This window comes from Dyadobacter soli (assembly GCF_900101885.1).
GTDB lineage: Bacteria > Bacteroidota > Bacteroidia > Cytophagales > Spirosomataceae > Dyadobacter > Dyadobacter soli.
Window position 1 is genome coordinate 364,650 of record NZ_FNAN01000003.1, and the last position, 20,835, is coordinate 385,484.

A 20,835-nucleotide genomic window follows, 5' to 3' on the forward strand; every position below is an offset into this window, starting at 1 on the left:
AGAAGTAAAAAAGTTTTATGCTCCGCCGTCTGCAATTTATTGCGCTCAGAATCTTCCTTGCTTTTATCGTGCTTTCAATCGTTTGGGTGGTCATTTTGCGGTTTTTGCCCGTTTGGGTAACGCCCTTTATGATTTCCAGGAAGATCGAGGCATTCCGGGCAGACGAGGATACCGAGATCTATCACGACTGGGAGCCGTATGAAAACATCTCCAAGGAAGCGGCCCTGGCAGTAGTAGCCTCCGAGGACCAGAATTTCCCCAACCACTGGGGTTTCGATTTTGATCAGATTTATAATGCAATGACCGAGGAGCGGAAACGCGCGCGGGGAGCCAGTACCATCTCGCAGCAGGTAGCGAAGAATGTTTTCCTCTGGCACGGCCGCAGTTACATTCGCAAAGGGTTGGAAGTATATTTCACGGTCCTGATCGAAGTGCTGTGGAGCAAAGAGCGGATTTTGGAAGTGTATTTAAATGTGGCTGAAATGGGTAAAATGACTTTTGGTGTCGAGGCGGCCTCATTGCGCTACTATAACAAATCGGCCAAGCACCTCACACGTTACGAAGCCGCCCGTATTGCCGCGGTACTACCTAATCCGATCCGTTTTTCTATCAAAAACCCTTCTGCGTATGTGAACAAGCGTACCAACCAGATCGTCCGCCAAATGCGGTACCTGGGCGGGCAGAAGTATCTGGCGGATTTGTAATTAGTAAATTTCGATTATTCCGGTCGTACCACCTTGTGAGATTCGATCGAAGATTTTTGGAATTAGCATTCGCAATGTATCCCGTCTATTGTTAAACGCACAGAGCACAAAAATCGTAACAGGGAGCCGTTGGATATTCTGCTGATAGGGTAGGTTGCGGTCGACGGTTATGAATAGCTCGAAACGTTCCTGTTCCATAAGACGCAGCAACTCTCCATTCTTTTTACCAAGCCATCCTTTATCGCGTACAGACCATATTTCATGTTCAGGATCGAAATCGTGTCGAAGTTTCCGGGGAAGACTTTCATCCAGTAAAATTTTCATGCAATGCTTTTTCGGACGTAAGGGCTTTTTTAGCCATTTCTAGTACAGCCAATGCGCTTTCTTTTGAAACCGAGGGGAAGTCGTCCAGGAATTCTGACAAATCTTCGCCCCCCTCGATGTAATCGAAAAGATTCTGAACCGGAACCCGCGTTCCTGCGAACACAGGAACACCACTCATAATTTCAGGATCTACATTGATCGGACCGTACTGCATGTTTCCTCAAAGGTTTGCTTATAACAATTTACGAAAATAGGACTAGTTAAGCCAACGTAATGTGTAACCGACCGATATCAATTATCCCGCGATCGTTCGCCCTCACGGGACGAGCGCGGTGAACTCTGTTGCCGACCGGATGGTGTCGCGGATGGCCGTGAGGTTTCCGGGCGACTCGGCGCGGGGCGCGTCTCAGGCGCCTGACGGGCCGGACGTTCAATGTTCGGTCTTGTTTGTTCCTGACGTGGCGATGGCGCGGGCCGGGATACTTCCGGACGTGGTGATGGCGCAGGCCTGGATACCTCCGGACGAGGAGAAGGTTCGGGCCGGGTTACTTCCGGGCGTGGTGATGGCGTTGGCCTCGAAACATCCGGACGTTCTGATCGTGTAGGGCGCTCGATATCCGGGCGCGTTATTGACGGGCTTGGATTGGCAGGCCGCGTTGTACCGGGACGGGTAACCTCAGGTCTGCCATTGTCGGGCCTGCCTGTGCCGGGGCGGGTACTGTTGCCGCGTCCGGGTCTTTCTACCGAGGGACGCGAAATATTGTCGCCGGAACCGGGCCGGGTAGTCCCTGGGCGGCCGGTCGATGAGCGGGTGATCACCGGGCGGCCTGTATTATCGAAGTTAGGAAGCCTTTCGCGCCGGGTTGGGGCCGTGGGATTTCGTTTTACAAATAATGCGGAACCTTGCCGTGCCGATGAAGGCCGTGAGTAAGTTTGCCGGTAATCGCCCCGCGTGGAGCGTGTGCGCACGATCACCGAGCGCGAGCGGAAGTTGCTGCTGTAATAATGGGTATGCCAAACCGGGTTGCGGTAACTTGGCCAGCGGCGGAAATGCCCGTTGTAATAGTAATGCCAGTGGTAATGGTAGCCGTAGTAGTAATGCCAGTAGCGCGGCCGCCACGACCGCCAGTACGACGGGTAGTAATGCCACCGCCACGGCGACCGCCAAACCACATATCTTGGCACAAAAATGAATTGAACAACCGGCCAGTTCGACACATAAGTAACATTTTGCTGTATCGGCGCAGGCTGAACTTCCCTGTTACCGGTATAACCAGGGTTAGGCGTTTCTGCCACCGTCCCTGACTGCGAATTAGGTTCAATAATATAATCCTTCCCGTAAAGATCCTCATCGCCTACGAGCTGGATCCACACCTCGCCATTGTCTTTCTTTTCAACATAAAATGCCGCCACATCCTGATCTTCCGTTTCGCTGACAGCCACTCGCAGGCTGATCGTGTGAAGGTTACCCTCTACATTATCGTCCACGCGGATGTAGTCGATCTGATTGTCGCCATTCAGGTCGAGGTTATTGATCTCCGAATCTTCCTCGTTCAGTTTCCGCTCAAAACCTTCGAGCGTTTCCGATTCCTGGAACAGTTTCAAAACCGCGTACAGGTTGAGGTTATCGCCGGGAAGGTCGAGCTTTTCTTCTTCGGCCTGGGCAAAGGCCCGGTTACCTGCCATGAGCATTAATGCGCTCAGAAGTATCAGAAGGAGATTTTTCATGGTTGAGATGCTTAAAGGCAATGTAGGGATTCCTGTTTATTTAATCCAAACCCCGTTCAACATAACCTTGCTAACGTTGCGGGTAGCGGATATGTTCTTCAAAGGATCGCCTTTTATCAGTACCAGATCGGCCTGCTTACCTTTTTCTATACTCCCTAACCTTTTGTCAATGCGAAAGAAACGGGCATTTTGAAGGGTAGCGGCAGTAATTACTTCGGCGGCAGTAAGCCCGCTGTCGACGAGTAACTCCATTTCACGCTGGAATGCCCAGCCGGTTTCTGCGTAAGGAATCATCGAATGCGACCCGACTACGATTCTGGCGCCGGCGCGGTGCAGTTTTCCGGTAATCTTTTTCATTTTGCCAAATCCTTCCAGACGCGCGGTATCCAACGGCTGGCCGGCCGTTGCCTGGTACTCGAATGCGCCGAGCGTGGGGCTAACGAATGTGCCTTTGTTTTTCAGGAAAACGCCGAGCGAATCGGTAGCGGGACTGTCCGGGTTAATGCTTTTCCAAACTTCATACCTGCCCTGTTTACGTGCATTATTATCGGCCAGGACCATCTGACGATATTTTTCGCCCTCACGCTGCGGGACGAGCGTAAGCCCGAAAGAGGTGATATGCTCGATCCCGTCCAGTCCGGCCTCGATCGCCTCTTTGGCCTCCGTCGTTTCAAGATGTCCGGTAACCGGAATGCCGCGTGCATGGGCCGCTTTACACACTTCGCGGATAATGGCCGGTGGTAAACGGAAGTAGACCTTAATCACCGACGCCCCCTGATCGGCCAGGTGGTTTACCTCGCGCACGGCCTCGTCCGCGTCCCTGACCACGTACGCGTCGCGCGGGTATGCGGGCGGAAACATATCGATGTGCGGACCGGCGAGGAAAAGTCGCGGGATCGGTTGCCCGCTCTTTCTCTCGCCATCATATGCTTCGATCCACGCGCCAGGGTCGCGGAGCGATGTCACGCCATTTTGCAGGAATTGCGCGGGAAGGCCATGGACGCCGTCGAGGTGGAAGTGGGAATCGATAAAGCCGGGTAATAATGTAAGCCCACCCGCATCGACAACCTGTGCATTTTCGGGTATTTCAATATCCGCCTTCCTGCCGACGGCACTGATAATGCCGTCAGTGACAACCACGGATCCGTTTTCGATCGGAGCTCCGCCGTTTCCATCGATAATCGTCGCACCGGTGATGGCGATGATGGCTTTTTTTGAAATGATTTCTTTTTGATTAATCTCCGTGATTTTTGCCGTTTCGCCTGTCGGGGAACGGGTATTTGTGCTGCAACCCCAAATAGCGGCAATCAATATCAACTCACAGACTGCAATCTGGAAAATTGTTGAGCGTTGGAGGCTGTCTTTGGTGCTGGCTGAGATCTGCATTTGTCCTAATAAGGTTTGAGCACAAACTAACATCGCTTAAATTGAAAGCTAATCCATTGATATAAAGAGAATAGTAACTCCTTTTTAATGTACGGATATGTGGGCGACGGATACGCTTTGGTTCGAGGTTGCCATTGTCAGCATCATTTATGCTGTCGGCAACATTTTTTTCGGGCATTTTGAAGAGCAAACGCCTAAATGGCGCCGGTTCGGGAAATATCTGTTGACCTTGCTGATTGTGCTCGGATTGTCGGTGTATGTTGGAAGATGGGCCAGTATGTCGTTGCTAGGCTTGATGATCGTGCCTTTGCTTTACATTCACGGCTACTATTTGCCTAAAAAGAAGGGTATCAATGGCTGGACAGGAGAACCGAAGCGGAAATACTATGCGTTTCGCGGGTGGGACACTGAAATTTTCAGAAAAGAATAACGGCGCGGTCGGCAGGCTACTTACGAACAGACGGTGCACTTTTGACGATCCCGTTGTTCCTGTCCTTTAAAAACCGGTAATTCCTGTGCTGTGCCAGCGAGCGATCTAGCTTTTCAAACAGATTCCTGTTTTTCAATGCAAACCAATTGACTTTCAGTAAGTACAGGCTGACGTAAGATTTGGGATGATTGGCAATAAAATCGGCCGTAGTATCCCACAGCTTTTCGCGCTCTACCGCTTGCTCATTCATCCAATAGCGTGCACTGTCGGCCAGATTTTGCTTTTTCGCACGCGCCTCCGCCACTACGTACGCATTCAAGCGCTGATCCGACGGATTCTGCACAAGCGTTTGATACTCCCGCCATTCTTCATTGCTTTTGGAATGACTGACAGTCGATTTCGCCAGGTTCGAAGTGTCCAGTCGTATCTCCGTGCCCGGATCGAAGAAAAACGTCAACGCACCCTTATTTTGCGAAACCTGGAATTGGTATAAATCGGGCAGTAAATCCGCGTCCATCGTGAGGTGTGTAGTGTCGAAGCCGAGCCTGATCGAATGCACCACCGCCGCAAATCCCTTCTCCCGCGTAAGCAAAAGCGCCTTCCTGTCATTCCATGCTTTCGGCGCCACGATTTTGATCTTGACGCTCTGCGTCGACACGAACGAAAAGCTTGCTAATACACAAATGATCAGGCGGTTGATATTAATGAGCACAGGCAGGGGAGTTGGAAATGATGGTTACAATTTAGTACTTAAATTTGCATTCACATGCACTATGAACGATATGAAATAACGCCCGGCGATACGGCCATGGTTTACGAGTTTGTAAGTCAAGGGCCAAAAGGTGATGTCAAAAAAGTTATCATTTATAGTCCAACCAACATACCGAACTTTTTTAACCTCGGATTTGGGGATAAAAATGACTTAACCGGACAGCCTGATGACCAGGTAGTCACCAATAACGGAGATAGTATCAAAGTAATGGCAACGGTGGCGTCAACACTTTTATCTTTCACGGAAGAGTTTCCTGGTGCGATGATATTCGCAACTGGTAGTACAAAATCAAGGACCAGGTTGTACAGAATAGGAATTTCAAACAATCTTGAAACTATAAGACTCGATTTTCTGGTTTATGGTTTTGTGGATGATGGTTGGGAAGAGTTTGCAGCCAATACTGAATATAAGGCATTTCTTGTTATTAGAAAAAAGCGATTGTAAGATGGAAAAAGAACTTGAACGCTTGCGAAAACCTATCTTGAAGAAGCCTGATAAAAGCCTTGACGAGCTTCTTAACAAAGGCTATTTCAAAGAAAAGATAGAATTTGCTGAACATATCGTAAAAACCTACGGCCTCCCGGATTTCGACAAAAAATAACGGCAGCCAGCTCCGGCGACCGGATATGCTCCAAATCCCCAAAAGCCGGTTGCCGAGAAGCTGAATGCCGAAGTGCTATTTAATCTCCACTTTCACCAACACCGGCTGGTGATCCGACGGGTAGCGTTGCTCTTTTGAATCGGTGAGCACACCGTATTTCAACACATCCACATTTTTACTTACAAAAATATAGTCGATTCGGGTCTTCATGGCGGCGTCGAATTTGAAGCTATTGAATGTGCCTTCCGGGCCGTAAGGAGCTTGTTTCGTTACATCGTGCGTGTCGTTGAGGGCGCCGGCGATGGTTTTCATTTGCTCGGTATCCGGCGTCGAGTTAAAGTCGCCGGTGAGGATGGTCGTAGCATTGCCTGCGATCTCCTTCATCTTTTTCACCATCAAATGCCCCGACTGACGGCGCGCTTCCACGCCCTGGTGGTCGAAATGCACGTTGAAGAAGAAGAATTTCTTTTTCGTATTCACATCTTCGAACTGTGCCCATGAGCAAATGCGGTTACAGCAAGTCGCATCCCAGCCTTTGCCCGGTGTGTCGGGTGTTTCGCTCAGCCAGAAATCGCCCGATTTGAGCAATTTGAAACGATCTTTCTTGTAAAAAATAGCGGAATGCTCACCGCCTTCCTTGCCATCGTCGCGGCCTTTGCCGTAGTAAGCAAATTCAGGGAGTTCGGCCACGTCTTTCAACTGGCCTACCAATGCTTCCTGCACGCCGAAAATGTCGAATTCATGGAAACGCACGAGGCCTTTTACGTTTTCCTTGCGATTGGGCCACGCATTCACGCCGTCGTTCGGGGTGTTGTAGCGAAGGTTGTACGAACCTACATTAATAGTTGCGGTTTTCTGCGCATACGACGCGCTTGCGAGCGAGACGAATGCCAGTAGGTAAAGGGCAAATTTTTTCATTGGGTATAGAGATGATTGATTAACTATAAAACAAAAGACCCCGAAGGGTCTCCTGTTGCGGTGCCAAAAATATGCGATTAATGTTAACTCATGATGAAAATTCGCATTTGTGATGCATTACCAGCCCGGAGTCTGCTTGTAGGCGCCATTACTGCGTGAAATTTCATCGGGGTTCATCGGCCAGGCCATGTGTTTACCAGGATCGAAGCTCCGTGCGGGCCAGATCACCTGGATTTTGTAAGGCGACGCCGGATCGGTTTTATTGTCGTGGATGCGGCCGTGGAGCGGCATGTTGATCTTATCGTAGTCACCCCATCGTTTCAGGTCGGCGAGGCGGTCGGTCCATTCGCAGGCCAGCTCCACGCGGCGCTCGTGTTTGAGGTCGGCGAGGGTAGGAGCAGCGATAGGTGCGAGACCAACGCGGGCGCGGATTTCATTCAATGGTGCCGCGGCTTCTGCATTCTTGCCCTGCTTAATGAGCGCTTCGGCTTTGAAAAGCAGTATTTCGGCGTAGCGCATCAGCGGCAGGTTCAGGCGTGTAGAAGGCCCGTCGCCATTCTGGTTGATCATCGTGTTGCTGCCCGCGTCCTCGTTGGTTCCGTAGCTGTACGGTTCCATGTACTTGCGGATCTGGAAGCCGGAAAGGCTGTTGGTCGAGAAGTAGGAGCGCTCCTTACCGAAATAGGTGAATTTATCCCCGAATTTCAGAATGGTAACCTCGCGGCGCGGGTCTTTGGCTTCATATTCTTCATAGAGCTCCTCGGTAGGCTGGAAATACCCCCAGCCGTTGAAAATCCCCCAGCCTTTGTTCTCCAAAGACACACCCGGGAAAATAGAGCCGCCCTGGATACCGGAGTTTACCGACCAGATGTACTCGCTCGTCCAGTTGTTTTCAATTGTAAACACCGCCTGGTAATTGGCAGCTGAGCTTCCTTTGCCGGTAATGAGCGCTCGCGCACCTTCATTTTTGATCTTATCGGCCAGCTCGGGGATCAGCGCCCATTTGGAAGCATCGTATTGCGCCCAGTAAGCGTAGGTTTTCACCATATAACCCCACGCCGCAGCCTTGTGCGCACGTCCCTGATCGCTCGCCCCGTAGGTTTGGAACAAGGGGAGCATGTCAGCCGCTTTTTGCAAGTCGCTGATGATCTGCGCGTAGTTGTCGGTTACCGAAGGGAGCTGCGGCGGAATGCGTTTGCCGAATTCCGCATTCTCAGGTCCGTCGAACGGCACGCCGAGGTCTTTGTGTCCCCAGGAATAAGCGAGCCAGAAATGCGCGAACCCGCGGATGAAATAAGCTTCTCCCAATGCCCGGTTCTTCACCGCATCCGACACGCCGGTAGCCGTGGGCACACCCTGGATCACCTGGTTGGCCTTGTTCAGCATCCAGTATACATCGTTCCAGCAGTTGGCAATGGAACCTTCGCGGCCGGTAATGTTGAAGTTTTTGATATTGTCGCTCTCCGCACGCACGCGGCCGGTCACGATGTCGTCTGAGGCATTCTGCATCCAGAACAGGTTGCGGCCCCAGGTATTTTCATAGCCCATGGGCGCGTACATCGCGGCCATGGCCTTGTTCACGTCTTCGTCGCTTTTCCAGAAGAATGCGGTGGTGGGGGAGCCGTTGGGTTTGGTATCCACCCAGCTTTCGGTACATGCGGATGCACTTATGGCCATGACAATGGCGAGACCCGCATTTTTAATGATATGTTTCATGAGTCAAAGTCTTGTTTGGTCGATTCGTGCATTAGAATTTAAGCTTCACACCGGCTGAGTACACACGTGCCACGGGATACTGACCGCCGTCGAGGCCTGGTGCGGTGTAGCGGCCATCAATGTACTGGCTTCCGATTTCGGGGTCCATACCGGAATATTTGGTGAAAGTCAGCAGGTTATCGCCGCTCACGTACACGCGCAGGCTAGGTTTGCCCGGCTTGCTTTTGAATGTGTAGCCGATAATCAGGTTCTTCAAACGCAGGTAATTGCCATTTTCGAGGTACCAGTCGGAGTTGGTCGAAAAGTTCTTGTTCGGATCGTTCGCGCGGATCTTCGGGATGTCGGAGCCGGTATTGGTTTCCGACCATGCGTCGAGGATTTTGTCCCAACGGTTATAGCCCTGCTCAGCACCATTTAAAGTCGATTGCTTGAATGCATTGAACAGTTTTACACCACCTACACCCTGAAAAAAGATGCTGAAATCGAAGTTTTTCCAATTCGCATTCGCGGTAATGCCGTAAGTGATTTTCGGAAATGCATTGCCCATGTACACGCGGTCCAGGTCATCGATCTTGCCGTCGCCGTTTTCGTCCACAAATTTCAGGTCGCCTGCCTTCGCGCTCGGCTGAATGCGGTCGCCGGTAGGGCCCACGTATGCCGCCGCGGCCTCGTCAGTTTGGAAAATGCCCGCATTTTTAATCAACCAATAAGAAAAATAGGGCTGACCGACGGTGGAGCGGAACGGTACCAGAATGCTCCGCCAGGCGTCGCCGTGCGTCCAAACCGAGTTCGGGTTTTCGTCAATATAATCGACACGGTTTTTGAGCGTGGCAAAGTTACCGCCGATCTCATAGCTCAGCTCGCCGACCTGGTCGCGCCAGTTGGCAGCAAATTCGAAACCAGTGTTCCGGATCTTGCCCTGGTTGATAAAAGGCGCTCCATAACCGTTCGTATTCGTCCATTCGGTATCCTGTTGCTTGATGAGGTCGTAGGTGAGTTTGTTAAAATAATCGGCGGTAATGGTCAGTTTTTCTTTCAAAAGGCTGATATCCACGCCAAAGTCCGTCTGCTGCGAAGTCTCCCACGACAATTCGGGGTTAAACCTTGAATTCACATACAAACCATTGCTGATAGGCGCGCCGTTACCGATCTGGTAAGTATTGTTCGGCGTCAGGTTAGGATAGCCGTAATACCTTCCGATAGAACCAATGTTGCCAATGCGTCCCCAGCTTGCGCGGAGTTTCAGCAGGTCGAGACCTTTTACATTGAAAAATGGCTCGGAGCTAAGCTTCCACGCACCTGTGAAGCCAGGGTAACCTTTGGCACGGAAACCTTCCGCAAGGCGGCCGGCAATGTCGTAACGATAGCTGGCAGTCACGAAATAGCGATCGGCCCAGCTGTATGACAAACGGCCTACGTAAGAGGCATTGCGGTCCTTCCATTCGTCGTCACCAGGGCGGTTTTGGTCAAAAATGGATGCATTGACGAAGAATTGTGCCCAGTCCGCTTCATTTTCGAAACCTCTTGCGGCAATGTTGAAATTGCGGTTGCCATTTTCCTGCGCAGTCATGGAAGCCATGGCGCCTACATTGTGGCGGCCGAAAACGCGGGAGTAGTTCGCCGTGTTTTCCCAAATCCAGTGATAGCCGCGGTCGGTAGAATAGGAGAGGGTATTCTGGTTGTTCGGCTTACCGGGCTCTGTTCTTTTGGGCTCGAAATTCTTCCTTAGCGAGCTGTTCTGGCGGTAGCTGAAACGCGTCAGGAAGCTCAGGCCGGGGATGATTTCGGAATAGCCGAGTTCGGTAACCGACTGCATGTCATTGCCTTTGTTGTAGGGCCGGTTGCGCAGCAACGTGCCTACGGGGCTGATCGCATCGCCATGAATACCCAGGTATTGCGAGTCGCGCGGGCCTACACCGCCAAAGCTGCCGTCGTCATAGTAAGCAACGGCCGAGCGCGGCATATAAATGGCGGAAAGTACCGTTCCGCTGTAACCGCTGGTAGTTTCGGTACCGCGGTTGTCGTTATTATTGTAAAAAAGCTCCTGGCGGAGTTTGAGCTTATCCGTGAACTTGTACATCGCATTGAAACGGACAGACAAATTCTGGGCATAAGTGTTGATAAGTGTGCCCTCATCGCGCTCGTAGCGGCCTTGCAAAAGCGTCGAAAACTTGTCGGTACCGGCGTTGAAACTGATATTATGGCGCTGAATGAGGCCGGTTCGGAAGATTTCATCGACCCAGTCGGTGCGGGTTACCTGCGCGTACGGGTTTTTGGTCGGGTCCCAGCCGTCTAGCGGAGCGAGGCCGGCATTGGTATAGGCAAGATTGGAGACTCTGGCTTCATCCGCCGCATTAAGCGACTGTGGTAGTTTCCAGGCCTGTTTCATCCCCATAAAACCACTGTACTCGATGCTCGGCTTACCTTGCGCCGCCTGGCGCGTGGTGATGAGGATAACACCCGCCGAGCCGGAGAATGCACCGTAGATCGCCGCCGAAGCCGCGTCCTTCAAAACTGTAATGGATTCAATATCAGCCGGGTTGTAAGGGGCATTGGGCACGCCGTCGACCACGTACAACACGCTCTCGCCCCCGCGCGAACCTGTCCCGCGAATGGTAATGTTGGGCGTCTGGTTTGGGTGGCCGCCATTGCTGATGGCCGTCACACCGGCCACTTTGCCCTGGATCATGCTGCCCACATTGAGTACCGGCCGGTTTTTGATCTGCTCCATATCGGGAACCGTCGAAACGGACGCCGACAAATCAGCCTTCTTAACCGTTCCATAACCGATCACCACCACTTCCTGCAACGATTTGGTATCCGAAAGCAGCGTCACTTCCAGCTCCGACTGGTTTCCCACATTCACTTCCTGCGCGAGGTAGCCTACAAAACTGAAAATAAGCTGGGCGTCGCCATTGGGTACTTCTATTTCAAATGTCCCGCTCGCTTCGGTGGAAGTGCCGCGCTGGGTACCTTTCACCACCACACTCACACCGGGCAGCGGCTCTTTGGTGTCGGCGGCAATGACTTTCCCACGTATAATGCGGTCGATGACATCCTCTTCACCAGTCGTTTCGAGCAGGCCGGTATCGTTTGTACCAGCGGTTTTCGTCGGCTTTCGGTTGAGGATAATGTATTCTTTGGAAACGGAATAGCGGATGTTCAATGGCGCCAGTAGCTGGTCGAGGACTGCGGAAAGCCGCTGGTTTTCGGCCGATACGCTCACCTTCTGGTTACGCACGAGCGAGGGTACGTACGAGAAGCGCACGCCCGTCGATTTTTCGAGGGTGGTGAGCACCTGGCGCAGTTCCTGGCGTTCGGCTTTCAGGGTTACATTGCGTTGCAGCAATTCCTGCGCAAGCCCGTTACTGGCGAGCGACAAGGTGCTGAACACCAGGGTCAGTATAAATGGTATGCATGCAATTTTCATCACAGTCACCAGGTACGTTAGTGGTCGACTACTTTTTTTCATAAATTCGAATGGTTTTGATGAATTCTGGACAAAGCCCTCCCGTGCTCCGATTTTGGCGGAACTGTCCTTCTGTTGAAATGAACCGGGAGAAATCAGGCCGGTAATGCTGCAATCATTGCCGGCTTTTTAATGAATCTGGGTCAAGGTTTAGCCATAAGTAGAAGGGTGGTTTGGGTTGAAAGGAAATTGGGTTTATTCGCAGCCCTGCCCCGTGATAACGACCTGTCCGTCGGTTACCTGGTAGCTCGCTTCGATCGTAGAGCAGATTATTCCTAACTTGTCAAAAAACGACTCATCGAGCAGCGCCACGCGCAGGTAGCAGTTTTCAAGCCGTGCCGAATCGTATAAAATGGGTATCCCGTAAGTTTCCTGCAATAGTTTGAATGCTTCTCCAACCGGTTGGTTATCAAATGTGAAGTCTGGCTTAGCAACCGGATGGGCGATCGCTACCGGGTTTTCGGTAATGCTTCTGGCGAGAACGGGTTTCTCCGAGGTAAATACCGCCTGTTGGTTGGGTGTGAGCAGCATTTCAACGCGGGATTTCTCATCGGCGAGGTCTTTTGCCTGCATTACCGCCACTTTCCCCGTGCGTACGATCACTTCCACGCGCTCCGAGGAAGATTTAATCGTGAAACTCGTTCCTACTACCCGCGTAACGAGGTCATTGGCATATACAAAAAACGGGTTGGCCTTGTCTTTCTGTACTTCGAAGAATGCGTCTCCCGAGAGATAGACCTCCCTTTTGTGGTTTTGGACAAAAACCGGTGCGTAACTCACAGCGGCATTGGGCATGAGCTGTATTTCACTGCCGTCGGGCAGGCTCACCTTCATCGGCTTTTGGCTTTTGTTGGTAATTTCTTTGAGCGGTACGGGCGATGCGGAAACGTAGCGCTGATACGTGTAAGTGCTTTTCGGAAATGCATAATCACCGGAAATCAGCCAGCCCAAACCCACCAGAACGAGCACCGCAGCCGCGGCATACCACCATCTGAGCCCAATTATGCGCGTTTTTCGCTCGGGTAATGTGCGTACGGCATCGTTCAAAATGCGGTTTACCTCGTGGTCGAGCTCCTCGTGGGTGAGATCGCTGGGTTGTTTTTCCCAGGTCAGGATCAGTTCGGCGGCCTGGTCCATCAGCAGGGCTTTCTCGGGATAGTCCGAGCGGAGTTTGGCCCAGAAAAAGTCGTTTCGCGGCTGGCCGTTTTTTACCCACCCCCTGAAATCGTCGTCGGTCAGAAAATCTTCCAGGTTGTAGTGGTAAAATGGATGCATTGCTTTAATGTGAAAGTGTTCTAAAAGTATAATCCTCCACGACCGTCTGGATCATGGAAGAATTCGGAAAAAATTTTAAAAATTTTGGATTAATGTCCTCCAACGAGAAAAATAAGGAGCAGGCCGGCCAGTAAAAGCCACTTTTCGCGGAACATTTTCAGGCTCTCATATAGGAGGTTAGCAGTAGCCGGACGCGAGATGTTGAGGATTTCGGCAATGCGCTCGTTGGAAAGATCCTGATAAAATTTCAAATGGATCACCTCCTGCTGCCGGGGCGTGAGCGACTGGATAATGTGCTGAATGCGGGAAAGTTTCTCAGCCGCAAACTCCGTGAGGATCAATTCGCTTTCAATGGAATTGGCCGTTTCGTGGAAATCCTCCGGGGCATTGTCGATGGCCAGGAAAACTTCCGGCCGATTGGTACTTTTGAATATGCGGTTGCGGAGGCTGGTGAGCAGGTACGGTTTGATCTGGTCGGTTTTGCCAAGCGATTCCCTCCGTTCCCATAAATGCAGGAAGAGATCGTGGACGAGATCTTTCAAATGGTCGCGGTCGCTGATGAACCGGCGGCCGTAATCGAACAACGGGCGGTAGTAGCTGCGCAGGATTTGCTCGAAGGCAAGCGGGTCGCCTTCCCTGAACTTTTGCCAAAGTACCGAATCCTGTTCCACGAAAAATGGGTTACGTTAAGGGCAAATGTACCATTTTTCTTCATTGGCAAAAATGCGGTGCGGGCGGCGGCAATTATTTAATGTTGGGTTAATATTTTAAGTAACCGGAAGTATAAAAAATACGGCAGCAAACCGGTTGATCTGCTGCCGTAAGGTAATGCTATTTGTTCTTCTTCGGGATCAGGAACTTGCCAACGAGCTCGCCGTCGTCGCGGATCATTTTCAAATCCAGCTGCTTACGGGTCGCGTGGAGCTTGATGAGCGTCCGCTTGCCTTCCAGCGGCCCGCCGCCGATCACGATCGGCCAGTTATGGTCCGCGTCGGGCTCGTGCGTCATGTACCTATGCGTGTGCCCGGAGATTTGCAGGTCGATTTTCGCCTTGTTCAAAACCGGCCCGAACAATGCACGCCCATGCAGCGTACCATGCCAGTCACCCGAATGGTAGGGCGAAATATGGATCAGCAGGACACGGAAATCAGCTTTTTTGAACTCCGGCGACTCGATTTCCTTTTCCAGCCATTTCTTCTGTACCTCGCGGTAGCGATCGAATGCCGAAAGTCCTCCGTATTCTACGCTGTCGTCGCCCTTGTCCTCGCCGGAATCGAGCACGATAAAATGCACCGGCCCGCGGGTGAACGAGAAATAATACTTGTTATCAGGATAAGCATAATACTCGGGAATGTGCCGCGAAAAGCTGCCCCGGCATTCGTGGTTGCCTTGCGTGAGCAGGAACGGAAACTCGGTCGCGAAAATATCCACCGACGGTTTGATCAAATGATCTACCATTTGCTGCTCCTCGGTAACCCAGTCGAAACAGTCGCCGTTGAAAACCACGAAATCGTAATCTTTGGTATTACCCGTATAACCATGGCGGTACAAAAGCTGCGGGATGATCTGCGGGCGGTCGTGGATGTCGTTGAACACCACCATTTTGAACTCGTCCTCATGCTGTCCCCAGGTTTTGAAACCATACAGCGGGCTCGCGATCGTCTCGCCGAACTCCACTTTCGAACCTTTATAGCCCAGCACTTCAGTGGAAACAATTTTGTATTTGTGCTCGGTACCGGGCGCCAGGTTGGTCAATGTGATCTTGTTAATGCGGTTGTTCGCCTCGATAAGCCCGTTGTTATAGCCAAATTCGCGCTTGCTGGTGTAAGTACCCGCGCCGTATTCGACCCAGCTGAAACAGTTCTTATCGGTAATCCACATAATCGTAACCTCGTTGGAACCCATATTCTGCAAGTACGGGCCGGCCACGAAATGGTTCTTATCCCCGGCAACCGGGGCGGCTGCCGTATCCTCCGCATTGGCGGCCTGCGAACCGGTCAGGGGTAACAAACTCAGCGCCCCGATTTGGGACATTTTCTCCAAAAAAGACCTTCTGTCTGAAAGCATAAAAAATCAAGGGTTAGGAACAGTCGGATAATGCATTACTCCCAGTTAGGGTTTTGCGTCAGGTTGGTGTTCAACAGGCGCTCCTGTTTGGGGATCGGATAAAGGTAATCCCGGTTTTCCACAAACTTCTTGGTAATGTGCCCGTTGATGATAATGTTACCGCCCTTCACTCCATTTTCCAGCGACACGTCACTGCCCAGTTTCAGCAGCTGCGCACCTTTGATGTCGGGCTTGGTACCTTCGTAAATCACCACATCTACGGTTCCGTTCTTGTCCAGGTCATATGAGCCGGGGCCGGGGAAATACATGCCTTTGTATTGTTTCGTCAAAATCTGCCCTTCTTTCCAGCGGATGATATCGTCCCAGCGGAAGTAATTTTCCATTACCAGTTCGATGCGGCGCTCGCGGCGTATTTCGAGGATCACGCCCAGGTTTTTACCGCTGATCTGCGTGTATTGCGCAGCCTGGTAAGCGTCCGGATTGGCATTAGCCTGGTCCATATTGATGTTCGGCATGCCTACACGTTCGCGGGTGAGCTTGGTGGAAATATCGAGGTCGGCCTGGGTTAAAGTACCTCTTTCAGCTTTGGCTTCGGCGTAGTTGAGAAGCACTTCGGCGTAGCGGAAAATCGGCATGTCGGTAATATCCTTGTTGAAGGTATCCCATTTCGGCGTTGATACGAATTTGATCAGTTGGTAACCTGTTACCGTCGCTCCGAATTCAGGCACGAGTTTGGCCGTTTCCCCGATCCGTGTGTACCCTGGAGTGCGGATGGTCTGCGCGAGGCGTGGATCGCGGTTTTGTACTTCATCGAAAAACTGCATCGTTTCATAGCCTTTCTTATCGGTGAAGCGGGAGCCGTCAGCCATCAGGTAGCTATTCACCAGTTTTTTCTCCAAACCCGGCCGGCCATACGACGCGGTCATGGTGTAGTAGTTGAGGTTATGGTAAACCTGTAATTCGTCGCTGAAATCCCGGGCCAGGATTACTTCGTCCGCAATCGCATTGTCCGACGAGAAAAGTTTCAGATAAGCAGTGGCTGGCGTGGCTTTGTAAATGGTGTAGCCGCTGTTCTTCATCAAATCTTCCGAAGCGGAAATGCTCGCGTCGAGAAACTTGTCGGCATTGGGCAAGTTGAATTCCGGGTGGTATTTGCGGAATGTGCCTTCATATAACCCAATGCGGGATTTCAATGCCAATGCAGTCCATTTGGTTACGGTAGTCACCTGGCGGCTGGCGTCGAGGTTGGCGATCGCGTAATCAATGTCTGCCATTACGGAGTCCATCACGAGCGCACGCGGGTCGCGTGCTTTGGTAAGCAACTCCTGGTCTTCGAGTTCGATGGTAGTCGAGTACCAGGGCACATCGCCGAAACGCCGCACTTTTTTGAAATAGAAATAAGCGCGGAAAAACCTGGCCAGACCATTGTATTTGGCCACAGCCTTCTTATCGGGGCATTTGCCGGAGTTTGCAAGGAAGTAATTGATGTTACGCAAATCGATCCACCGCCAGCCGTTCGCGTCGGTTTCGGTCGCTGGTACGACGCGCGTTCCCTGCAACTCGTCGCGCAAGCTCGTTTTGACTACATTATCAACATCTTCATTATACACATCTTCCGCACCGGGCAATGCACCGTAGAAGGAATTGGTATAAAGTAAAAGGTCGTTTTCTGTATTGAAAAACGTCTCCGGCGAGATCGCGTCTTGCGGGAGCTGTTCCAGGTCACAGGCCGAGAGGCCCATGGTAATGGCTATAATGCTAAATATTTTTTTCATCGGTAAGGATACCTTTTAGAATGTGACGTTTAAACCGACAGAGATGGTTTTCGACATGGGGTAAGTACGGCCATTGGTAGCATCGCCGTCGAATGCTTCCGGATCGATGTATTTCGAGCGGAGCGGTGTGTAAGTCAGCAGATTCTCTCCGCTGATGTAAATGCGTGCTCTCGGAATGCGCACCAGCTTGCTGATCTTTTCGGGAACAGTATAGCCGATCACGACATTTTTCAGGCGCAAGTAACCGACATTCTGGATGTAACGGTCGTTAACCGCGTTCAGGTCGCCTCCGGCATTAAGCGCCGTGTAGCCCCTCAGTACAGGGAAATAGGCGTTCGGGTTTTCAGGCGACCAGATGTCGCTGCCGAAATCCTCGGGAATGAACGAGTAGTACGGACGCGAGTAAGGCCCCCAGAATTTATCCGCATTGTTACCCGGATACCAGTTCTTTTTGAGAATACCCTGCGCCAATGCAGAAATATCGAAGCCATTCCAGGAAGCACCGAGGTTGATACCATAGCGGTAGCGGGCGCGGTTGTTACCCACCTTTTTCAAATCGCCGTGGTCGCCCAGCGTGTTTGCGCCCTGGTCGATCTTGCCGTCGTTGTTCAGGTCTGCGAATTTTAGGTCGCCGGCCTGCAACTTGCTCCATTCGCCGGGTGCGCTCAGGCGCTGCTTGTTCACGATCGCCTGGTCGATCTTGTAGGCCTGTGCCTCTTCGTTGCTCTGGAACATACCGTCGATCTGGTAACCCCACATTTCACCGATTTCCTGGCCTACATAAGGGTTGGACAGCGTTTTGTTCGGGTTGTCGTATTTGGTAACCTCTGATTTGGAATCCGAGACAACGAACGAGACATTATATGAGAATGGCTTGCCGGCAACCTTGAAGCGATCGGCCCAGCCGAGGGTCAGCTCGAAACCTTTGGTCTGGATATCGCCTGCATTTTGGGTAGGAACGGTCGCACCGTAAACGGAGGGGAGTACCTGGCCAGGTACGAGGATGCCCGTGGTGTTACGGATGTAGCCGTCGAAGGAAATATTCAGGCGGTTTTTCAGCAAAGTCGCGTCCAGACCGATGTTGGAAGTCGTGGCCGATTCCCAGGTCAGTCCGGCCGAAATAGGTGCCGGGCTGCTCACATATTGCAGTTTCTGACCATTGGTAATCCAGGTCGACTGCGCCGTAGGCATCATAGGAACGTAAGGATAGAAGCTGGCCGATGTAGGCTTATCGTTGAACTTCGGGGGCAGCTGGTTACCCAATGTTCCGTAAGAGGCGCGGAGTTTCAGGTTGTTGACCACATTGCGCGCGGTTTCGAAGAAATTCTCCTCGCTGATCCGCCATCCTGCCGATACCGAAGGGAAAAAGCCATTGCGACGGCCCGAGCCGAAACGCGATGTCCCGTCGAGACGGCCGTTTACTTCGAACAGGTATTTGCCCTGGTAATCGTAATTGGCGCGGAAGAATGCGCCGAATAGCTCGTACTCATAAGCGCCGCCGCTCGCCAGTTGCTCGCCGGTACCAAGGTTGAGGTCGCTGATACTTTCCGAAAGCAGGTTCTTGCGTGAACCGGCCAATACCTGGTGCTTGCGCGTTTCGTAGTTAATACCCGCCGTCGCGCTCACATAGTGCTTGCCGAAAGTGTGGTTGTAAGACGAGAATACGTTCACGACATTCTGGGGATCGAACCAGAATTCCTTCTTCAACTGGTCGGTATTGTAGTTGGGCACGGTGGTCATAATGCCCGGCTGGACCGAATAGGTTGCGACAGCGGAACGGTACCAGTCGTCGGTAATGTAGAACGAGTAAGAGTGGTTCGCAGTCAGGTTCCAGTTTTTAGCCAGACTCAATTCCACGGTGTTGATCGTCGTCAGTTCATGCACTTTTTGTTCACCGCCTGCGACACCTTTCAACAAGTTGGCAAACAAACCGTCACCAATGGAATAGTTGTTTTTCAATGTGTTGTAGGTAGGCGTGCCATCGGGGTTGCGCGGTGCATAAATAGGCAATGCGTGCACGGTAATAGCCACGAAGTTGCTGTTGGCCCCACCTTCCAGACCCGGATATTTATACCTCGAATCGAAGTACTGGGTATTGTTGCTCACTTTCAGCCACGGCGTCAGCTGTGCATTGATCTTGCTGCGCAAGGTATAGGATTTGAAGTTGTCGGTATTAATCCGCATGATGCCATCCTTCGAAAACATTGAACCCGAGAGGAAGTAATTCACCTTATCGGTACCGCCGGAGAGGTTTACATTATGCTGCTGCGATGGCTGCTGCATATCGAAAATTGTATTCCACCAGTCGTAGTTACCATAATAGTTGTAAATGTCTTTTCCATTCACATTCTTCACTACTACCCACGGACGGGCCGGATTTTCGGTTTTGTCGTAGCGGCGCGCTTCGATTTCCTTGTAATCTTCCTCCGAATAGCGGGTGTAGCTGTTACCTGTCGCGCGGATGAATGCTTCATCGTTAATTTTCACGTATTCATAACCATTGGTCATAAAATTGGTATTAATAGTAGGTTTTGACCAGCCGAAGTTATTGCTGTAAGAAACCGTTGTCTTGCCGTTCTTCGCGGTTTTGGTAGTAACCAAAATCACCCCGAATGCACCACGTGCACCATAAATGGCCGAAGCCGCGGCATCTTTCAATACGGAAACCGACTCCACATCGCCAGGGTTGATGCGGTTAATGTCGCCCGGGATACCGTCGATCAGTACCAACGGAGGGGCGCTGCCGCTGATGGAAGTTTCCCCGCGCACGTTCAATGCACCTCCCTTACCCGGCTGGCCGGTGTTGAAAGTGATGTTCAGGTTGGGTACCATTCCTTGCAGGATCTGCGTCATGTTGTTCAAAGGCCGGTTTTCAAGGTCTTTGGCCTGGACCTGCGATACCGCGCCAGTCAGGTTCACACGTTTCTGCGTTCCATAACCCACCACTACCAGTTCCGACAATGCCTTGTTGTCGGCGGCCAGCGTTACATTCACTTCGGTGCGGTTACCTACCACTACTTCCTGCGAAACATACCCTACAAAGCTGAAAACCAGCGCCGATTCCACATTTGGTACGGTGATTTCAAACTTTCCGTTGCCGTCGGTGGTGGTACCCTGCGAAGTTCCCTTCACGACAATGCTTACGCCCGGTAGCGTACCCTGGCCGTCGGAAGAAGATACCGTTCCGCGGACCTGGATTTCGGTGGGCAATACATATTGAAGCAGTTTTTCTTCCAGCTCCGGGATCACCGATTCTTCGCGGTTCACGCGGGTTTTGGCGAGCACGATCTGGTTGTTGATCAGCTTGTAATTGATCCCGCGAGGGGCCAGCAGCTGATCCAGTACTTTGGATAATTTCTGGTTTTTAACATCGATAGTCACGTTTTCCTTCACGGAAACCCGGCTGCTGTAAACAAAGCGGGTGTTGGCACGGGCCTGGATCTCATTCAGGGCCTGTTTGAGCGAAACGTTGCGAAGTGTGAGCGTCATGTCCTTGCTCAGCACAGACTGGGCCGCAGTTTCCTTCGCATAGCTGCCGGCTGCGAGCGAGACGGCAAGAATCCATTGAAGCAGTCCAATGCGCATAATTTTTCGCCAGTCGACCGGCTTGTTACGTACTGTTTTTTGCATAATTTTGATTGTCTGATGGTTAGGCACTGTTGGATAAAAC

16 protein-coding genes are annotated in these 20,835 nt (G+C 51.6%); 4 read left to right on the top strand and 12 right to left on the bottom strand.

Going from position 1 to position 20,835, the window contains the following annotated elements; genetic code table 11:
- The first annotated feature begins 17 nt into the window (after window positions 1-17).
- The gene (mtgA, locus tag BLQ88_RS05885) at window positions 18-704 is read left to right on the top strand and encodes a monofunctional biosynthetic peptidoglycan transglycosylase (protein ID WP_090147580.1); all 687 of its coding nucleotides are present in this window, start codon (window positions 18-20) and stop codon (window positions 702-704) included.
- A 304-nt stretch (window positions 705-1,008) separates the two neighbouring features.
- Here the strand turns inward: mtgA and BLQ88_RS05895 are convergent, their stop codons facing one another.
- The 3 genes from BLQ88_RS05895 to BLQ88_RS05905 form a co-directional block, all read right to left on the bottom strand.
- Window positions 1,009-1,242, bottom strand: a complete 234-nt coding sequence (locus BLQ88_RS05895) for a DUF433 domain-containing protein (RefSeq protein WP_090147583.1) — start codon at window positions 1,240-1,242, stop codon at window positions 1,009-1,011.
- 77 nt (window positions 1,243-1,319) lie between these two features.
- Window positions 1,320-2,756, bottom strand: coding sequence for a hypothetical protein (locus BLQ88_RS05900; protein WP_090147585.1), 1,437 nt, complete (start codon window positions 2,754-2,756; stop codon window positions 1,320-1,322).
- A 36-nt stretch (window positions 2,757-2,792) separates the two neighbouring features.
- Window positions 2,793-4,142, bottom strand: a complete 1,350-nt coding sequence (locus tag BLQ88_RS05905) for an amidohydrolase family protein (RefSeq protein WP_090147587.1) — start codon at window positions 4,140-4,142, stop codon at window positions 2,793-2,795.
- 97 nt (window positions 4,143-4,239) lie between these two features.
- Here BLQ88_RS05905 and BLQ88_RS05910 point away from each other — a divergent pair, with 97 nt between their 5' ends.
- Window positions 4,240-4,572: a hypothetical protein gene (locus BLQ88_RS05910; RefSeq protein WP_090147589.1), complete on the top strand. Its 333-nt coding sequence runs from the start codon at window positions 4,240-4,242 to the stop codon at window positions 4,570-4,572.
- A 16-nt stretch (window positions 4,573-4,588) separates the two neighbouring features.
- Here BLQ88_RS05910 and BLQ88_RS05915 read toward each other — a convergent pair whose 3' ends face one another.
- Window positions 4,589-5,284, bottom strand: coding sequence for a DUF4369 domain-containing protein (locus BLQ88_RS05915; RefSeq protein WP_229212597.1), 696 nt, complete (start codon window positions 5,282-5,284; stop codon window positions 4,589-4,591).
- A gap of 54 nt (window positions 5,285-5,338) precedes the next feature.
- On the opposite strand from BLQ88_RS05915, the gene BLQ88_RS05920 reads away from it, so the two are divergent.
- Together BLQ88_RS05920 and BLQ88_RS36675 are read left to right on the top strand one after the other, a co-directional pair.
- Window positions 5,339-5,788 carry a DUF6934 family protein gene (locus BLQ88_RS05920; protein ID WP_218132893.1) on the top strand — a complete coding sequence of 150 codons (450 nt, stop codon included), beginning with the start codon at window positions 5,339-5,341 and terminating at the stop codon, window positions 5,786-5,788.
- Between the two features lies 1 nt (window position 5,789).
- Window positions 5,790-5,945 (top strand): hypothetical protein, encoded by a 156-nt coding sequence (locus tag BLQ88_RS36675; RefSeq protein ID WP_176884904.1) that lies wholly within the window; start codon window positions 5,790-5,792, stop codon window positions 5,943-5,945.
- A 75-nt stretch (window positions 5,946-6,020) separates the two neighbouring features.
- Here BLQ88_RS36675 and BLQ88_RS05925 read toward each other — a convergent pair whose 3' ends face one another.
- From BLQ88_RS05925 to BLQ88_RS05960, 8 genes are all read right to left on the bottom strand, one after another.
- On the bottom strand, window positions 6,021-6,863 hold the full coding sequence (locus BLQ88_RS05925) for an endonuclease/exonuclease/phosphatase family protein (RefSeq protein ID WP_090147591.1): 843 nt from the start codon (window positions 6,861-6,863) through the stop codon (window positions 6,021-6,023).
- Between the two features lie 117 nt (window positions 6,864-6,980).
- A complete protein-coding gene (locus BLQ88_RS05930; RefSeq protein WP_090147593.1) occupies window positions 6,981-8,579 on the bottom strand; it encodes a RagB/SusD family nutrient uptake outer membrane protein in 1,599 nt (532 codons plus the stop codon).
- 31 nt (window positions 8,580-8,610) lie between these two features.
- The gene (locus BLQ88_RS05935) at window positions 8,611-12,051 is read right to left on the bottom strand and encodes a TonB-dependent receptor (RefSeq protein ID WP_229212598.1); all 3,441 of its coding nucleotides are present in this window, start codon (window positions 12,049-12,051) and stop codon (window positions 8,611-8,613) included.
- Window positions 12,052-12,243: 192 nt separating this feature from the next.
- Window positions 12,244-13,323, bottom strand: a complete 1,080-nt coding sequence (locus BLQ88_RS05940; RefSeq protein WP_090147596.1) for a FecR family protein — start codon at window positions 13,321-13,323, stop codon at window positions 12,244-12,246.
- 89 nt (window positions 13,324-13,412) lie between these two features.
- A complete protein-coding gene (locus BLQ88_RS05945) occupies window positions 13,413-13,994 on the bottom strand; it encodes an RNA polymerase sigma factor (RefSeq protein ID WP_090147598.1) in 582 nt (193 codons plus the stop codon).
- 160 nt (window positions 13,995-14,154) lie between these two features.
- Complete coding sequence (locus tag BLQ88_RS05950; protein ID WP_229212599.1) at window positions 14,155-15,390, bottom strand: purple acid phosphatase family protein; 1,236 nt, start codon at window positions 15,388-15,390, stop codon at window positions 14,155-14,157.
- A 35-nt stretch (window positions 15,391-15,425) separates the two neighbouring features.
- Window positions 15,426-17,165 (bottom strand): RagB/SusD family nutrient uptake outer membrane protein, encoded by a 1,740-nt coding sequence (locus BLQ88_RS05955; RefSeq protein WP_090147600.1) that lies wholly within the window; start codon window positions 17,163-17,165, stop codon window positions 15,426-15,428.
- Between the two features lie 15 nt (window positions 17,166-17,180).
- Window positions 17,181-20,795, bottom strand: coding sequence for a TonB-dependent receptor (locus BLQ88_RS05960; protein ID WP_090147770.1), 3,615 nt, complete (start codon window positions 20,793-20,795; stop codon window positions 17,181-17,183).
- Between the last annotated feature and the right edge of the window lie 40 nt (window positions 20,796-20,835).